General features: G+C 37.1%; 16 protein-coding genes and 2 other annotated features. Of the genes, 15 read left to right on the forward strand and 1 reads right to left on the reverse strand.

Annotated features, from left to right (window positions below):
* Positions 1-19 precede the first annotated feature (19 nt).
* From CIB29_RS01670 to CIB29_RS01715, 11 genes are all read left to right on the forward strand, one after another.
* The gene (locus tag CIB29_RS01670) at positions 20-286 is read left to right on the forward strand and encodes a hypothetical protein (protein WP_094546152.1); all 267 of its coding nucleotides are present in this window, start codon (positions 20-22) and stop codon (positions 284-286) included.
* Between the two features lie 16 nt (positions 287-302).
* Positions 303-1,493, forward strand: a complete 1,191-nt coding sequence (locus tag CIB29_RS01675; protein WP_094546154.1) for a S1C family serine protease — start codon at positions 303-305, stop codon at positions 1,491-1,493.
* 228 nt (positions 1,494-1,721) lie between these two features.
* Complete coding sequence (locus CIB29_RS01680; protein WP_094546156.1) at positions 1,722-2,384, forward strand: hypothetical protein; 663 nt, start codon at positions 1,722-1,724, stop codon at positions 2,382-2,384.
* Positions 2,385-2,443: 59 nt separating this feature from the next.
* Positions 2,444-2,712 (forward strand) — a binding site (T-box leader).
* A gap of 48 nt (positions 2,713-2,760) precedes the next feature.
* Positions 2,761-4,017 (forward strand): histidine--tRNA ligase, encoded by a 1,257-nt coding sequence (hisS, locus tag CIB29_RS01685; protein WP_094546157.1) that lies wholly within the window; start codon positions 2,761-2,763, stop codon positions 4,015-4,017.
* A gap of 24 nt (positions 4,018-4,041) precedes the next feature.
* Positions 4,042-5,823, forward strand: a complete 1,782-nt coding sequence (gene aspS / locus CIB29_RS01690) for an aspartate--tRNA ligase (protein WP_094546159.1) — start codon at positions 4,042-4,044, stop codon at positions 5,821-5,823.
* 47 nt (positions 5,824-5,870) lie between these two features.
* Positions 5,871-6,011, forward strand: a complete 141-nt coding sequence (locus CIB29_RS18480) for a hypothetical protein (protein WP_157910179.1) — start codon at positions 5,871-5,873, stop codon at positions 6,009-6,011.
* Between the two features lie 87 nt (positions 6,012-6,098).
* Positions 6,099-7,070: an ATP-dependent 6-phosphofructokinase gene (locus tag CIB29_RS01695; RefSeq protein WP_094546161.1), complete on the forward strand. Its 972-nt coding sequence runs from the start codon at positions 6,099-6,101 to the stop codon at positions 7,068-7,070.
* Between the two features lie 156 nt (positions 7,071-7,226).
* Positions 7,227-8,168 carry an ABC transporter ATP-binding protein gene (locus CIB29_RS01700; protein ID WP_094546163.1) on the forward strand — a complete coding sequence of 314 codons (942 nt, stop codon included), beginning with the start codon at positions 7,227-7,229 and terminating at the stop codon, positions 8,166-8,168.
* 3 nt (positions 8,169-8,171) lie between these two features.
* The gene (locus CIB29_RS01705; RefSeq protein ID WP_094546165.1) at positions 8,172-8,876 is read left to right on the forward strand and encodes an ABC transporter permease; all 705 of its coding nucleotides are present in this window, start codon (positions 8,172-8,174) and stop codon (positions 8,874-8,876) included.
* Between the two features lie 13 nt (positions 8,877-8,889).
* Positions 8,890-10,320: a GldG family protein gene (locus CIB29_RS01710; RefSeq protein ID WP_094546167.1), complete on the forward strand. Its 1,431-nt coding sequence runs from the start codon at positions 8,890-8,892 to the stop codon at positions 10,318-10,320.
* Complete coding sequence (locus CIB29_RS01715) at positions 10,317-11,678, forward strand: DUF4340 domain-containing protein (protein WP_094546169.1); 1,362 nt, start codon at positions 10,317-10,319, stop codon at positions 11,676-11,678. Before CIB29_RS01710 ends, CIB29_RS01715 begins: the two co-directional genes overlap by 4 nt.
* Positions 11,679-11,774: 96 nt before the next feature.
* On the opposite strand, the gene CIB29_RS01720 is transcribed toward CIB29_RS01715, so the two are convergent.
* Positions 11,775-12,389 carry a lactate utilization protein gene (locus CIB29_RS01720; protein WP_094546171.1) on the reverse strand — a complete coding sequence of 205 codons (615 nt, stop codon included), beginning with the start codon at positions 12,387-12,389 and terminating at the stop codon, positions 11,775-11,777.
* 342 nt (positions 12,390-12,731) lie between these two features.
* Here CIB29_RS01720 and CIB29_RS01725 point away from each other — a divergent pair, with 342 nt between their 5' ends.
* From CIB29_RS01725 to tyrS, 4 genes are all read left to right on the forward strand, one after another.
* Positions 12,732-13,853, forward strand: coding sequence for a PRK06851 family protein (locus CIB29_RS01725; protein WP_094546173.1), 1,122 nt, complete (start codon positions 12,732-12,734; stop codon positions 13,851-13,853).
* A 114-nt stretch (positions 13,854-13,967) separates the two neighbouring features.
* The gene (locus CIB29_RS01730; protein ID WP_094546175.1) at positions 13,968-14,225 is read left to right on the forward strand and encodes a CPF_0552 family protein; all 258 of its coding nucleotides are present in this window, start codon (positions 13,968-13,970) and stop codon (positions 14,223-14,225) included.
* 66 nt (positions 14,226-14,291) lie between these two features.
* Positions 14,292-14,492: a hypothetical protein gene (locus CIB29_RS01735; RefSeq protein ID WP_198543703.1), complete on the forward strand. Its 201-nt coding sequence runs from the start codon at positions 14,292-14,294 to the stop codon at positions 14,490-14,492.
* A 107-nt stretch (positions 14,493-14,599) separates the two neighbouring features.
* Positions 14,600-14,841, forward strand: a binding site (T-box leader).
* Positions 14,842-14,897: 56 nt separating this feature from the next.
* Positions 14,898-16,127: a tyrosine--tRNA ligase gene (gene tyrS, locus CIB29_RS01745; protein WP_094546181.1), complete on the forward strand. Its 1,230-nt coding sequence runs from the start codon at positions 14,898-14,900 to the stop codon at positions 16,125-16,127.
* The last annotated feature ends 258 nt before the right edge of the window (positions 16,128-16,385 follow it).

A 16,385-nucleotide genomic window follows, 5' to 3' on the forward strand; every position in this document is an offset into this window, starting at 1 on the left:
TCTTTAAGGAGAATAGGTTATGGTAGATTTTCAAGCGAGGATGAAACAAAACATCAGCCAGGCAAAAGAAAGGCTGGATAGTGATTTTATGGGGAGTAAAGAAGCAATGCTGTCATTGGCTGTAGAGAAGGTCAGACAATTTCAGATCGCTTCTGATACTGTTTTTGAAAACGAAGAAAAAGAAATTTTAACGTTATTAATTGTTGGAAGCATGTTTCAAGCTTTTTCTTACGGCTATGGAATAGGAAAAGTAGAAGGAGAAACTCTGCAAAAAGTAATATTATAAGAAAAGGTGATAACAGATGTATTCGCAAAAAAATGGTGGAGGCTTGTGGAGAGGACTATTAATTGCATTAACATCTTCCTTGCTCACCGGACTATTATTAATGCTTTTTATTCCTTCATATATTGATAGAAATTATAATCCGGAAAATATAAACAATAAATCTATTGGGTTACAGATACCGCAGGCGCAAAACATAGCACAAACTCAGCCGGCAAGAAAGATAACACAGCCGCCCAATGCTGAAATTCTTGATATAACTGCGATTGCAAGTAGAGTGATGCCATCGGTAGTGGGTATATCAACAAGCAGTATTGACCAAGATTCATTGTTCCGGTCCAGCCAAGGGGAAAGCTGGAGTGTAGGTTCAGGAGTTATTGTTTCAGAAAATGGGTATATTCTTACAAACCATCATGTTGTAGGTCCTAACCCCAACAGAATTGTAGTAACACTGGCAAACGGTAAAACAATAAATGCTAGAAGTGAGTGGGCCGACCCTACTTTGGATTTGGCTATAATAAAGGTTAATGCAACAGGGTTGCCTGTTGCAGTTCTAGGCGATGCAGATCAATTAAAAGTTGGTGAGACGGCAGTTGCTATAGGTAATCCTCTAGGTTTACAATTCCAAAGGACTGTAACTGCTGGAATCATAAGTGCCGTTAACAGGACTATCAGAGTTGCTACAGATGGCAGAGAAAACTTTATGGAAGGTTTGATTCAGACCGATGCTTCCATAAATCCGGGTAACAGTGGCGGGCCGCTCATTAATTCCAGGGGAGAAGTAATAGGGATTAATACGATAAAGGTTGCCAGTGCAGAAGGTATGGGGTTTGCAATACCTATTAATATTACAAAACCGGTTATAACAAGCTTTTTGGAAAAAGGTAGTTACTCTACACCTTATATGGGCTTATTTGCATATGACAGGGTAGTAGCAGAGTATGTCAATCAGGAAATGAACATACAAAAAGGAGTCTATGTAGCACAAATCGATGTAAACAGTCCGGTATATAGAGCAGGAATAAGATCAGGGGATATTATTACCCATATGGATGATGTAGAAGTAAACACAATGATGCAGTTAAGAGAAGCAATGTTTAAATGTGGTCCGGGAAGTAACTGTACTTTAAGGTTTATCAGGGACGGAAGGGTAAGAGAAGTTAGCTTTACATTAGAAAATAGGACAAATGATGGTTTGATAACCAGATAGTAAAAACATTAAAAGTGATATAGTTAGCAATACAATTTATAGTTCGTAGTTTGTAGTTCGTAGTCCATAGAAAAACGTGTTTATAATTTCTATGCACTATGAACCATTAACTACGGACATTTTATTATATGCGGCATAAAAATTATTGATAACAGAGCAGACATTTATTACTTTTATAGAGTATATTATAATGACAACAATTTAAGTAGAATAGGGTGAAGATAAAATATGGAACAAAACAGACAAAAAGGTATTGTACCAGGAGTCATTTTAATAGGTTTAGGTATTTTATTCCTGCTTAATAACTATAATATTGATATTGGTGACTGGTTCGTCCTTGGAGTTGGTGTAGCGTTTATTATAGCTTATTTTACTAAGAGAAAGACAGGATTTCTTATTGCAGGCTTAATTCTGTCATACCTGGGAAGTCTGATTTTTTTAAACAACACGCGTCTTATTGATGAAGAATTATTTGGATCTCTTGTTATCATAATGCTTGGCCTGGCATTTTTGACAGTGTACTTTGTAAAGAAAAAGACGGGGTTTGTTTTTCCCGGATTTATCCTTCCTGCAATTGGAATATATAACTATGTAATGAGCCTGGAAAATGTGAAACAATCAGAAGTTTGGCCTTTAATATTTATGACTCTCGCAATGGCCTTTCTACTAATTTTTATATTTGAATTTAAAACTTTGGGGTATAAGCCTCTTATTCCTTCAGTCATATTGTTTGCTGCTGGTTCATTAGCCTTTATGACGATAAGAGGTATTATAGATAAAGAAATGTGGGTAGTTTTCTTACGCTGGATGCGAAACTTCTGGCCTTTATTATTAATTCTTGCAGGTATATTGGTAATATTTAAAAATTTATCATTTAAAAAAGCAAATTAGTTTCTTTAGCACATACTTGACACAGCAGTATATAACAGTTAAAATATAGCTGAATAATGGAAATAGCGATGATAGAGAGAAGTAGGCTGGACTGTCATACAGGGAGAAAGCACCTTGACTGTAAGTGCTTTTATGAACAAGCAGCTGAATAACACTCTGGAGTTGACTGGCCCAACGCACCGTTGCCAGTAGGTTAGTCCGTTGCCGGCGTTAACGGGAATGAGTGGAATGTAACCATTCAAGAAAACATAGGATTTTCTGCTATGCTAATCTTGAAGTTGCATTCAATAAGGGTGGCACCGCGAATCAATTACCTTTCGTCCCTGACTTGGGATGAGAGGTTTTTTGTTGTAAAAATAGTTAAGGAGTGAACAGAATGTTAACAAAAGCGCCGAAAGGTACAAAAGATGTAATTCCGGACGAATCATATAAATGGCAATATATAGAAAATATGATAAGAAAAATATGTGACAGCTACGGCTATAAAGAAATAAGAACCCCGGTTTTTGAGCATACTGAGCTTTTTGAAAGGGGTATGGGAGATACTACTGATGTTGTCCAAAAAGAGATGTATACCTTTGAGGACAAGGGAGGGAGGAGTATTACCTTAAGGCCGGAAGGTACAGCGTCTGCGGTAAGAAGTTATCTGGAAAACAGCCTCTATGCAGCGCCGCAGCCCACTAAGATGTACTATATCATTTCATGTTATAGATATGAGAAGCCTCAGGCAGGAAGATTGAGAGAATTTCATCAGTTTGGTGTTGAGGCATTTGGTTCTGAGAAACCGTCAATTGATGCTGAAATTATTTCTATGGCAATGACGCTGTTAAATAAATTAGGAGTAAAAGGTCTTGAGCTTAATATTAACAGCATCGGTTGTCCTAAATGCCGTAAAGAATATAATTCTAAGTTAAAAGAGTATTTGAAACAGTATTTAGATGAATTGTGTGAAACCTGCAACAGCAGGTATGAAAGAAATCCATTAAGAATCCTTGATTGTAGAAATAGCCGGTGTAAAGAAATTGGAAAAAATACGCCTGTTTTGTTAGAAAGTTTATGTGATGACTGTAAGGCTCACTTTGATAGTCTTAAAAATTACTTAGACAGCATGAATATTAAGTATAATGTGGATCCTTATATTGTAAGAGGACTGGATTATTATACCCGTACTGTATTTGAATTTGTTTCAAAAGATATAGGAGCACAAGGTACCGTTTGCGGTGGTGGAAGGTACGATGGACTAATAGAAGAGCTGGGTGGCTCGCCAACACCGGGTATAGGTTTCGGAATGGGTATAGAGCGGCTAATGTTAACATTGGAAGGCCAGGGAATAGAAATTCCCCGGCCGGACCCTGTAAAACTATTCATTGCAAATATAGGGGAAAAGGCTGAAATAAAAGCCCAATCACTGGTTTATGAATTAAGGCAGCAGGATATCAGTGCTGAGAAAGATCATATGGGAAAAAGTTTAAAAGCACAGATGAAATATGCTGATAAACTTGGAGCACAGTATACGATGGTATTAGGTGAGGATGAAATCAATAATAATAAAGCTGTTTTAAAGAATATGAAGACTGGAGAAACGATTGAGGTGGACCTGGAATATCTAGGTAATATATTAAAAAAAATATAAGATAAAAGTTTGGAGGTAACAAAAATGGCAGAAACAATACAGGGTTTAAAGCGTACTCATATGTGCGCTGATTTAGGATTAGAAAATGTTGGACAAGAAGTAGTCCTGATGGGTTGGGCTCAGAGAAGAAGAGACTTAGGTGGAGTTATTTTTGTTGACTTAAGAGACAGGTCGGGCATTATTCAAATTGTATTTGATGTTGGAATAAGCAAGGAAGTATTTGAAAAGGCAGAGGCTATAAGAAATGAATATGTCCTTGCGGTAGTAGGTAATGTAGTAAAAAGAGATGCGGAAGCTGTAAATCCAAAGTTAAAGACCGGTGAAATAGAAGTAAAGATTACCGAACTGAGAATCTTAAGCAAAGCAGAGACACCTCCTTTCTATATTGAGGAAGATTCTGATGTTAATGAACAGGTTAGGCTTAAATATAGATATCTTGACCTTAGAAGGCCGGACATGCAGAAAAATATTATTCTAAGGCACAAGGTAACTAAAATTGTCAGGGATTATTTTGATGAGAATGGTTTTCTGGAAATAGAAACACCTATGCTTACCAAGAGTACTCCGGAAGGTGCAAGGGATTACCTGGTACCCAGCCGTGTGCATCCGGGCAAATTTTTTGCTCTACCGCAATCGCCACAGCTATACAAACAATTGTTGATGTTATCGGGGATGGATAGGTATTTTCAGATTGTAAGGTGTTTCAGAGATGAAGATTTAAGGGCCGACAGGCAGCCTGAATTCACCCAGATAGACATTGAAATGTCTTTTGTAAATGTTGAGGACGTATTAAGCATAAATGAGAAGTTAATCGCCAAAATTTTCAAAGAGACCCTTGGCATTGAATTAACTACTCCTTTCTTACGTCTTCCCTACCAGGAAGCAATGGATAGGTTTGGCTCGGATAAGCCGGATATACGTTTCGGGTTTGAACTGAAGAACCTGTCAGATATTGTTGCTAACAGCGAGTTTAAAGTATTTGCTGATACTGTAGCTAAAGGCGGCAGCGTAAGAGCAATTAATGCTAAAAATTGTGTAGATAAGTTTAGCAGAAGAGATTTGGACAGTCTTGTAGACTTCGTAAAGATATATAAAGCAAAGGGAATGGCCTGGATTGTAGTAACTAAAAATGAGCTTAAGTCACCTATTACAAAATTCTTTACTGATAACGAGATTAAGGCGATTTTAAGTAGAATGGAAGCTGAGCCTGGAGATATCATCATGATGGTAGCTGATAAAAATGAAATTGTCTATGATGCGCTAGGCCATTTAAGATTGGAACTTGCAAGAAGGCTAGATATGGTGAAAAAAGATGATTATAAATTTTTATGGGTTACTGAATTCCCGCTTTTAGAGTATGATGAAGAAGAAAAGAGATATGTTGCAAAACACCATCCTTTTACTTCCCCCATGGATGAGGATATTGCATTGTTAGACAGTGACCCGTCCAAGGTTAGGGCAAAAGCCTACGATATTGTTTTAAACGGTGTGGAAATCGGTGGTGGAAGCATAAGAATACACAGTACCGAACTACAGCAGAAAATGTTTGAAACCCTTGGATTCAGTAAAGAAGCAGCATGGGAGAGATTTGGCTTCTTAATGGAAGCCTTCAAATATGGTACGCCTCCACATGGTGGAATGGCTTACGGGTTGGACAGATTGGTCATGCTTATTGCCGGAAAAGACAGTATAAGAGATGTAATCGCTTTTCCAAAAGTACAGAATGCATCGGAATTAATGACCAATGCTCCTTCGGAAGTAGAACCAAAACAACTAAAAGAGCTTCACATAAAATTGGATATTTGATATGAGAATAGTGAGGAGTGGATAGTGGAGAGTGGGGAGTAAAACCCATGTCGCATAATAGGACCGATACAGCTGTGTACCATCATATGTGGAATGTTGCAGCCGGAAAATCGCCATGGATGGCGATTTTAGGCTTATCCCGGCGCGTATGCCGGTATAAGCCGACGGCAAGATATAGAAATATATGATGGTACTCATTTTGTGTCGAGCAGCCCAGAGTTTAAACTAAAACAGCTTAGAACATTAAATTATACAGATGAGATAAGGGGGATAATATGAAGAGGATAGGTGTTCTTACAAGCGGAGGAGATTCTCCCGGAATGAACGCTTGTATTAGAGCGATTGTGAAGGCGGCAAAAGTTAACAACATAGAAACCATAGGGATCTATGAGGGCTATAAAGGGTTAATGGAAGGCAAGATGCAGGTACTTACTGCAAATTATGTAGATGATATTATTGAATTAAGCGGTACCATATTAAAAAGTGCCCGTAGTAAGCTTTTTAAAACAGAAGAAGGTTTGCGTATGGCCAAAGAGCAAGCTGAAAAGAATGGTATTGAAGGATTAATTGTTATTGGGGGAGACGGTTCGTTTAGGGGAGCTTGTGATGTGTCAAAATACGGGTTGCCTGTAATTGGTATTCCAGGAACTATTGATAATGATATCGCAGGGACAGAGTATTCAATCGGCGCTGACACTGCAGTTAATATTGTCACCGATACCATATCCAAAATTCATGATACTGCCAGGTCATTAATTGTAGACACTCCAAGAGTGTTCCTTGTTGAGGTTATGGGAAGAGGCTGTGGTTATATTGCTATCACTTCCGCAATAGCAGGCGGGGCTGATTATTGTCTTGTTCCGGAAGTACCTTATGATATAAATAAGATGTGCTCCCATCTTCAGACAAAGTTTGAAAACGGCAAGGTGTATAGTGTAGTAATTGTTGCCGAAGGTGCAACCAGTGTAAATGAATTAAAAAAGCAGGTAGATTCTATTCTTAACATTGACTCGAGAACATGTGTTTTAGGCCATTTGCAAAGAGGAGGGGCTCCTACGGCCTTTGACCGGCTCATTGCAAGTCAAATGGCTGTAAGGGCTGTTGAATTATTAATTGAAGGCAAAACAAACCGTATGGTAGGTGTAGTAGCCGGTAAAGCAGTCGACTGCGATATATTCAAAGGGATTAATGATAAAAATAAAATAACTGAAGAAATTGTGAAATTAAATAATATTTTAATTAGCTAATATAAAAATAGTGGACAGTGGGAAGTAAAACTGAAACCACTAAAAAAGTCCGGTTTGGCAGGAAGAAAAATTCATAATTTATTTACATTTTATTTAAAATGTTATGTTATTATATAAGGAGCCAATGAAAGAAAAATAAAAAACAGGAGGGAAATTATGATAGAGATAAAGAATTTGACCAAGACATACGGGCATAACGTGGCAGTAGACAATATCAGTTTTACTGTAGAAAAAGGTGAAATTCTTGGATTCCTTGGTCCAAATGGTGCCGGCAAATCAACGACTATGAACATTATTACCGGATATATGCCATCTACCCAGGGAACAGTAAAAGTTGGAGGGTACGATATATTAGAACAACCGGCTGAAGCGAAAAAGAGAATTGGCTATCTTCCTGAGCAGCCACCTCTTTACATGGATATGACTGTAAGGGAATACCTCGGTTTTGTATATGAAATTAAAAAGGTTAAACAAAATCGAAAATCCCATATTGATGATGTAATGGGACTGGTAAAAATCGGAGATGTACAAAATCGGTTGATTAAAAATCTTTCTAAAGGATACAAACAAAGAGTAGGACTGGCCCAGGCGCTATTAGGAAGTCCGGAAGTGCTTATCCTGGATGAACCTACTGTTGGACTTGACCCAAAACAGATTATTGAAATACGAAATGTAATTAAAGACCTGGGAAAAGAGCACACTATCATCTTAAGTTCACATATATTGCCAGAAGTAAGCGCTATTTGTGAAAGAGTAATCATTATTAACAAAGGAAAGATTGCTGCAATTGACACACCGGACAACCTTTCAAGAATTTTAACAAATGAAAGTAAACTGGTAGTCCGAATTGCAGGTGATGAGTCAAAAGTGCTTAAATGCATAAAAGAATTAGATGGAGTAAAGTATGTAGATGTCCAGGGACAGAAGGAGCCAAATACAATTGATTATATCATAGAAGCAGAACCTAATGTAGATGTCAGAAAGCCATTATTTTATGCATTAAGTAAAAACCAGTATCCAATCCTTATGTTAAAGTCGCTGGATCTAAGCCTGGAAGACATATTCTTACAGCTTACAACTTCAGAAAAGGAGGAATAATCCATGGTTGCAATATTAAAGAGAGAGTTAAAGGCATACTTTTTTTCTCCAATAGGTTATATCTTTATAGGATTCTTTTTACTATTATCAGGATATTTTTTTGCAGCATCCAACCTATTTTCAATGGTTGCCGACATGAAAATGGTATTTGGAAATCTAAGTATTGTATTTTTATTCCTTGTACCCATTCTTACCATGAGATTAATTTCGGAAGAAAAAAAGGCTAAGACCGACCAACTTTTGTTAACTTCTCCGGTAAGCCTTACAGGGATTGTAATAGGAAAATACCTGGCAGCGGTATCCGTATTTCTTATATCACTATTAATTACAGGTATTTATCCAATTATTTTATTTGTTTTTAGCAAGCCTTCAATCGGGGAGATCCTGGCAGGCTACCTGGGCTTTTTTTTGATGGGAGCAGCTTTTATCGCTGTAGGATTGTTTGTATCTTCACTAACTGAAAATCAAATCACTGCTGCTGTTGCAAGTTTTGGCACACTGCTTTTATTATGGCTTATTGATTGGATTGTACCATTTATGCAAAATCCGTTTATAGCGAAAATGCTGGAATGGTTTTCTATACTTAAACGGTTTCAAGATTTTACAATAGGAATACTAAGCTTAAGTCCTATCGTTTATTACATTAGTTTTTCGGCAGCTTTTATATTTTTAACCATTAGAGTACTTGAAAAGAGACGTTGGAGCTAAGGGGGGATAGAAAATGAAAAAGTTTGCACAAACTTTAGGCAATATTTTCAGTGGGAAAAAAGTAAAATACGGAACAAATGCAGCAATCATAACAGCAGCTTTTATAGCCATACTGATTGTCATTAACCTTATTGTCGGAAGTTTTCCGCTAAAAGCAGACCTGACAAAAAATAAAATATTTACTTTTCAGGAGCAGACCTTAGATGTATTAAAGAATTTAAAACAACCGGTTAACGTATATGCACTTTTTCCCCAGGGAAATGAACAACCCATGGTAAAGGAAATACTGGACCGTTATGCAAGAAAGTCCGACAAGATAAAGGTAGAGGTTATAGACCCGGTTAAAAACCCTGCTTTCGTAAAGAAATATGACAAAGAAGGAAATGGCGTTCCACAAGGTTCAATCATCTTTGAAAGCGGTGAAAAGTTTAAAGTTGTCAACCCGTATGACCTGTTTAATTATAATTACCAGATGCAAAGTGTTGATTCAATTGCGGCAGAACAAAGATTTACATCCGCAATTATGTTTGTAACCAGTGAAAAGGTGCCTGCGGTATACTTTACACAGGGACATGGTGAAACAGATCTTCCGGGGGCAAAAGAAATCCTGGAGAGGGAGAACTTTAAATCAGGAAATGTTAACCTCTTTACAGAAGAAATACCTGAAGATGCAGAATTGATTATTATATCATCACCTAAGAGGGATTTTGATGCATCTGAAATCGAGAAACTGGATAAATATTTTGATAAAGGCGGCAGAGCGGCGTTCTTGTTCGATGTTGCCAAAGATGAACTGCCTAAACTGGAAGCTTATATGAAGGAGTGGGGGATAGCGCTCCGCAAAGACCTGGTTATTGAAAGTAATAAAAAGAATTATTCACAGAATCCTACCTATCTCATACCGGATATGCAAAGTCATGACATTACAGGAAGGCTAAAAAGCAACGAGCTTATGATGCTGGTTCCGGTTGCAAGAAGCCTGGAGGTGTTGTTTACCGAACAGAATGGAATAAAAGTGACACCTTTGCTGAAATCCTCCGGCCAATCCTGGGGTAAGGTTAACCTTGAATCAAAAACAGCGCAAAAACAACCGGAAGATACTGCCGGACCATTGGATATTGCAGTAGCAATAGAAAGGGCAAATTATGGAGATAATAAGAAACTGAAAGATACCAAAATTCTTGTAATGGGCAACGCTGCGTTTTTAGATAGCCAGATGCTTTCCATACCCGGAATTGCCAATGTTGACTTTTTCATGAACAGCGTAAACTGGGCACAGGATAAGGAAGAAAATATAACCATCAGGCCCAAGAGTTTGGAGTCGGAAAGAATGGCTATTTCACAAGTTCAAGTTCTCCTTAATGCAGCTTTAGTAATACTTGTGATTCCTTTTGCTGTATTTATCCTGGGAGGCGTTGTTTGGATGAGGAGGAGGCATCTATGAAACTTTATAGAAATGCCATCGTCCTGGTGCTTGTCCTTGCAGTTTTAGGTGGTGTATATTACTTCATTAGTACTAATAAAAAGAATGAGGAAAAGAAGGATGATACCGTTACAATTTTTGAAACGGAAAAGGACAAGATAAGTGAAATCAATATTGTCACCCAGGGAAGCAATCTTGTTTTCTACAAAGATGGAGACACATGGAAGGAAAAAACATCGGGCAATGTGAAATTGGTCCAGTCAAAAATTGACAGCCTGGTTTATGATGTTTCAAATATAAAAGCCGAGCAGGTTGTGGAAGAAAAGGCGAAAGACCTCAAGCAATATGGATTGGAGACTCCTAAGAGCATAGTTAACGTTAAACTGACCGATGGCAAAATCAAAACTTTTTATGTAGGGGACCAGACACCTTCTAAAACAGCATACTATTTTAAAGATAAGGATAAAGAAGCGGTATATACCATTTATTCCTCTAAAGGTGAAACGCTTTCAAGCAGTCTGGAGAATTTTAGAGATAGGACTCTAGTTGCTTTAAAACCGGAAGAGATAACGTCTTTTACAATTGAAGGTAAAAACCGTGAACGGATTGTAGTAAAGGCAAAAACTGAAACTACTAATGACCAAACCGGTGCATTATCTACCTGGGATGTAATTGAGCCGTATAAAAAAGATGGAGACAATCAAAATATCAATGAGATGGTTTTATCAAAATTACCTGAAATTACTGTGAAGGATTTTGTTGAAGACAAACCGGATGATCTTGGGAAATACGGACTATCTTCACCAAGTTATGTCATCCAGGTAACTGATAAAAATAATAATAGCGTTAAGCTGCTATTAGGGGATAGTAAAGATGACGCCATATATCTAAAGGTTGAAGGTAGTGATCCGGTATATACGGTAGATGCAAAAAAACTGGAATTTAAAGACGTGACTGCTTTTATGCTGGCAGAGAAATTTGCATACATTGTGAATATTGATAAGGTAGATAAATTCGTCATTAATCATGAAGGCAGGCAATCAACCTTTGAAATCATAAGAAAAGGTGACAAGACGGAATACAAGGTAAACGGCAAAGAAGCAAGTGAAGACCTCTTTAAGAAGTTCTACCAGGAGGTCATCGGACTTACTGTTGACGGCGTTAATGTCCAGAAGGTTGAAGGTACTCCGGCAGTAAGTTATACTTTCTACCATAACGGTGGAATTGAAGATGTTAAAATGGAATATGTCAGCATGGACGATAGAAATTACGCCGTTTTCAAAAATGGCAAAAGTGAGTTTTATATAAAGAAAAAGAAAGTAGAAAAAATGCTTGAGGCACTGAAAAATTTTGAACAAAATCCTGTAAAGAAAGAATAGCATAAAAAAGCTGTCCCAAATTAATAAGGGGCAGCTTTTTATGCTTGTCTAAAAGTATATCAAAAAACAAAAGCGCAATTGTTTTTTTAATAATACTTAGTACCCTAAAGATTCTCCTACTAAAAAGATATGAATATCTTTACCGGCAGGTGGACGATCAAGCTTTACAGTGATATTACACATTCTTTCACTGACATTACAATCGTAACACTTGTCTGTCTTAGCACAGGGTGTATTTAGTTTTAACCTTTTTGCATTTGCAGGACAGGCAACAGTTTTTATCCTGTCGATCGCTGATTCAAAATCTTTTACAATTTTATTGATACCGCAAACAATGATAACTTTTCCAGGCCCGAAAAACATGGCACTCACCCTGTTGCCGATGCCGTCAATATTAACAAGTTCTCCATTCATCGTTATTGCATTGCTGCTGGATAGATATACATCGGCGGTGGAAGCCTTTTCTCTTACGGCATTCCTTTCAGCAGGTTCAACCAGCCAGTGCCAAAATACCTGGTGCCCTTTTGCCTGAAGTTCCTTATGGATTTCCATATCGTATATGGTCATAGAGCCGCCTATACCAACAGTTTCTCCAGGTGTAATTTCATTTAGTACAGCAGTCTTGGCTTCATGAGCATTAGAAAAATAGTTGGCTTTAAAGTTCTTTTTTTTCAGGTTTTCTATGAGTTGCTCAACATTAAAATTGTCCATTCTGTAACCTCCTTAACATTAAAAAATTTTTTGACATCTATAAATATTATTATATATTGTTATTCCAATATGTTAAAGTCAATATCAAAATTTTCATCCAGAGATATATATCTAAAAATTCAGCAATTATTAATTTTCGGTTTTAAAATTTTTAAATATTCAATCTTTTAAGAAATGAAATTGTAAAAATTCTATAGGTACAAGCACCAAAAGCGGCTTTAAGCAATATTAATATAGAAGGATGATAAATGATAATCAAAATCATCAATAATATTTACTCATTTCAATTATCATTTATAGAAATTACAACACAATAATTATCAACAAGGGGGTTGATTTATTATGTCTAGCAAAGGCGCTATCAAACACGTATTTCCGGGTGGAAATACATCCAAAGGCTTTTATTCTTATTACCAGTACATATTAGGTCAGGAAGAAGCAACAAGGATTATCTGCGTCAAAGGCGGCCCAGGAGTAGGTAAGTCGACATTCATGAAAAGTATAGGGATGCAAATGGTAGACAGGGGATATGATGTAGAGTTTATGCATTGTTCTTCTGATAACAGTTCACTTGATGGAGTAGTTATCAAAGATATTAAGGTAGCGTTACTTGATGGTACGGCACCTCATGTAGTGGACCCTAAAAATCCTGGAGCGGTTGATGAAATTCTACACTTGGGGGACTTCTGGAATGAAGACGGTTTAAGGAAAAATAAACAGCAGATATTGGAGAGCAATGCTATGGTAGGCAAATTATTTGCAAGAGCATATAAATACCTTGCAGCGGCTAAATGTATTTATGATGATATTGTTACAATTCATAAAGAAGCGGTGAATCCTGCAGGAGTTAACTTGGAAGCAGAGAAAATTATTCAACAAGAATTTGGTGGAATCTCGGTTAATAATAAGGTAGGCAATATAAGAAAATTATTTGGCAGTGCAATTACTCCTAACGGCTTATGTAATTATCTCGAAACAGTCATTAATGTAAATAGCAATGTATATATAGTAAAAGGAGCACCTGGAACAGGAACAGAAATACTACTTTCAAAAGTGATTGATGCAGCAGTACAAAGAGGATTAAATGTAGAAGCATATTACTGTCCTATGGAGCCTGAAAATAGAGTTGAACATGTAGTCATTTCACAGTTGGGTTTGGCTTTTACTACTTCAAATAAATATCATGTTTCTACTATAAACACAGATTCTTGTATTGATCTGGATAGTTATTTAGATAAAGCTGTTCTGGAAAAATACAGTGCTGAGCTGGCATATGATGCAGAAATGTTTGATATGCTGCTTGATAAAACAATTGCTACCATTAAGAAAGCGAAGAAAACACATGACGTTATGGAAACCTACTATATACCGAATATGAAATTTGATAAGGTACAGGTTTGCTGGGAAAAAACACTACAAAGAATACTCAAATATGCGGAAGAATATAAAAAACTAAAAATATAGAAATTTTAAATGGATACATCTGTTTTTTAATAAAAAAATGATTATGACAGAAATTTTGTGGTATATGAATACTATGCTAAGTCATAACAACATATGAGTAGAGGAGGAAAAATCATGGCAAAAGTAATAATGGGTATTGAGATTGGATCTAGAGGTACTGCTGCTTTAGCAGTACAAAAGCTGCTTTCTGAGAATGGATGTATTATTAAAACGAGATTGGGACTTCATGAAGCTGGTAAAGACCTTAATGCTTGCAGCAAGAAAGGTTTAGTTATACTAGAATTCATTGAAGATGTTGACGAAGAAATTAATAGCCTGGAAAATGAATTAAAGAAAATCGAAAGTGTGATTGTAAAAAGAATGGAATTCTAATTTATCTTATTCAACGGTATTACTTTACTCCCGGATATCCGGGAGTTTTTTTTGGAAATAATTTCTATGAATGCTTTTGCGGCTCCAAAGTCTGGTAGTGTTGCAACAATTGAGAATGGCGTGCAGATAGTAAAAACCATTGTAACTGCTAACAGGTATTTACCAGATACTATTGTGCTGCAAAAGGGTGTGCCGGTGCGCTGGATTATTTTAGTGACAAAGATATTAAAGCCTTCAATGATGAAAGCCCAAGAAAAGGAATTTTAGGGGGAGGCGGCTGTTGCAGTACAGGCTCCGGTTTGAATGGAAGCAGTTGCCATTAAAAAAAGCTGAGGATACTCTTGCGTACACAAGTAAAATTATGATAGAATACACAAAAGACGATGAAGGAGTTTTAGTAGTAGTCCATGGTTACAATGCAGAGAGAAGTCCGGGTGGTGCAAGGGCTTCAGTACATGGTCATATGAATTACCCTCCGGAGTTGCGCACTGAAGAATAAGTAGTAGGTGTAGACGGTTGCCGGCCGTTACAGCGGTAAATTATGAATGAGGTATACCTGGCGCTAGGGCGCAGGTGTATGAATTAAGGTGGTACCACGAGCTTTCTCGTCCTTATGCTGGGTGAGAAAGTTTTTTGTTTTTAATTTAGTAAATATAAACAGGAGGTATTCGTATGAGCAGCGTATTTGATACATTAAAAGAAAGAGGGCTGTTGGCCCAGGTTACTCATGAAGAACAAGTTAGGGAAATACTTGAGAAAGAAAAGGTAACATTTTATATCGGGTTTGACCCTACTGCAGACAGCTTGCATGTAGGACATTTTCTGCAGATGATGGTGATGGCACATATGCAGAGGGCTGGACACCGGCCTATTGCCATCATAGGCGGGGGAACTGCCATGGTAGGAGATCCTACCGGTAAGACCGATATGAGAAGAATGATGACCCGTGAAGAAATTCAGCATAATGCCAATAATTTTAAGAAACAATTGTCCAAATTCATTGATTTCGGTGAAGGAAAGGCCTTAATGATAGACAATGCCGAATGGCTGCTGGAGCTGAACTATGTTCAATTTTTAAGGGAAATCGGTGTGCATTTTTCGGTAAACAGGATGCTTACAGCCGAGTGCTTTAAATCAAGGTTGGAGAGAGGTCTTTCTTTTATAGAGTTTAACTACATGCTCATGCAAAGCTACGATTTTCTTAAGTTATTCCAAAAATATAATTGTACATTCCAATTAGGAGGAGACGACCAGTGGTCAAATATCCTTGGAGGAATTGACCTCATTAGAAGAGTAGAAGGCAAGGAAGCCTATGGAATGACATTTACCCTATTAACTACAAGTGAAGGTAAAAAGATGGGCAAGACTGAAAAGGGAGCCCTATGGCTGGATGCTGAAAAGACATCTCCTTACGAATTTTATCAATACTGGAGAAACGTACATGATGACGATGTAATAAAATGTTTGAAACTGATTACGTTCTTGCCGCTGGAAGAAATAGAAAAGCTGGCTCAGTTAAAAGACCAGGAAATTAATAAAGCAAAAAAAATATTGGCTTATGAGGTTACCAAGCTGGTTCACGGAGAAGAAGAAGCAATTAAGGCTCAGCAGGCGGCAGAATCTCTTTTTGGAAAAGGCGGAAATGCCGTAGATATGCCGACTACTGAAATAACTACAGACGAATTAGGAGAAGGTATGAATGTTTTAGACCTGCTGGTTAAGACTAATCTAATCCCTTCAAAAGGAGAAGGGCGGCGTTTGATCACTCAAGGCGGCCTATATATAAACGACAGCAGAGTTGAAACCGTTGATCTGGTGATAGGAACTCAAGACTTTAAAGAAAATCAGTTAATGGTTCGAAAGGGTAAAAAAGTATATCATAAGATAGCACTGAAAAAATAATTAATAGGAAAATATAAAAGTTACATTGTACTAAATAAAAAGCTGTAGAATTCATGAACTGACCTCTCTAAAGTAGATTAATACAAACGTTTTTATCTTTATCTACTTTAAGGGGTTCTGTTCACTTTTGGGACAGCCCTGTTTTTACGGACTTTACATGCCTTAATAACCCGTGATATAAAAATATCTTTTAAAGCCAGGAAATAAGTAGCCTATTTTCAAAGAATAATGAGATGTCATAAAAGTTATCAAAAACTT

The organism is Petroclostridium xylanilyticum (genome assembly GCF_002252565.1).
GTDB lineage: Bacteria > Bacillota > Clostridia > SK-Y3 > SK-Y3 > Petroclostridium > Petroclostridium xylanilyticum.